A 465-nucleotide genomic window follows, 5' to 3' on the forward strand; every position below is an offset into this window, starting at 1 on the left:
TCGGTGTCGTCGTGGAAGTGTAGGCGTGGGCCGGGGGCGGTCTGGCTGATGCGAATGTGGGCCAGATGCAGCGCGGTCCCGCTGGGATCAATGTCGAAGGGGACGGGACGTTCGCGCAGGCGCCGTAGTTTCGTGTTGTTGAGTACGGTGTCGCTTTCGTGCAGAGCCACTTGGCTAGTAGGGACCTTGGGCCCAGCTCCGTGCCCGTCGAGATAGGCCCGGAAATTGCGCACCGGTGTCAACGGTTCGCCGTTGACACGGGCTACGCTCTTTATGGTGGCGTAGCCGGAGAGCGCGTTCAACGCCCGCCAGCTGATGGCGAGCCAATCTTGGCGGACCGGAAGCGCCGCTGCGAGCTCAGCGAGTTCGGGGTTGCACCAGATGTGTGGCAGTGTCGCGGCGGCCTTGCATAGCTGGCGCCACGACTCCGGCGCGGAATCGGCGACTGGACTTCCCCTGAAATCG

1 protein-coding gene is annotated in these 465 nt (G+C 64.7%); it reads right to left on the bottom strand.

Annotation, left to right across the window (positions count from 1 at the left end; all coding sequences use genetic code 11):
* Window positions 1–302, bottom strand: a 302-nt coding sequence (locus AD72_RS37890; protein WP_231645167.1) for a hypothetical protein, incomplete at its 3' end; no start/stop codon positions are given.
* Window positions 303–465: the final 163 nt, after the last annotated feature.

This window comes from Sciscionella sediminilitoris (genome assembly GCF_000737195.2).
GTDB lineage: Bacteria > Actinomycetota > Actinomycetes > Mycobacteriales > Pseudonocardiaceae > Sciscionella > Sciscionella sediminilitoris.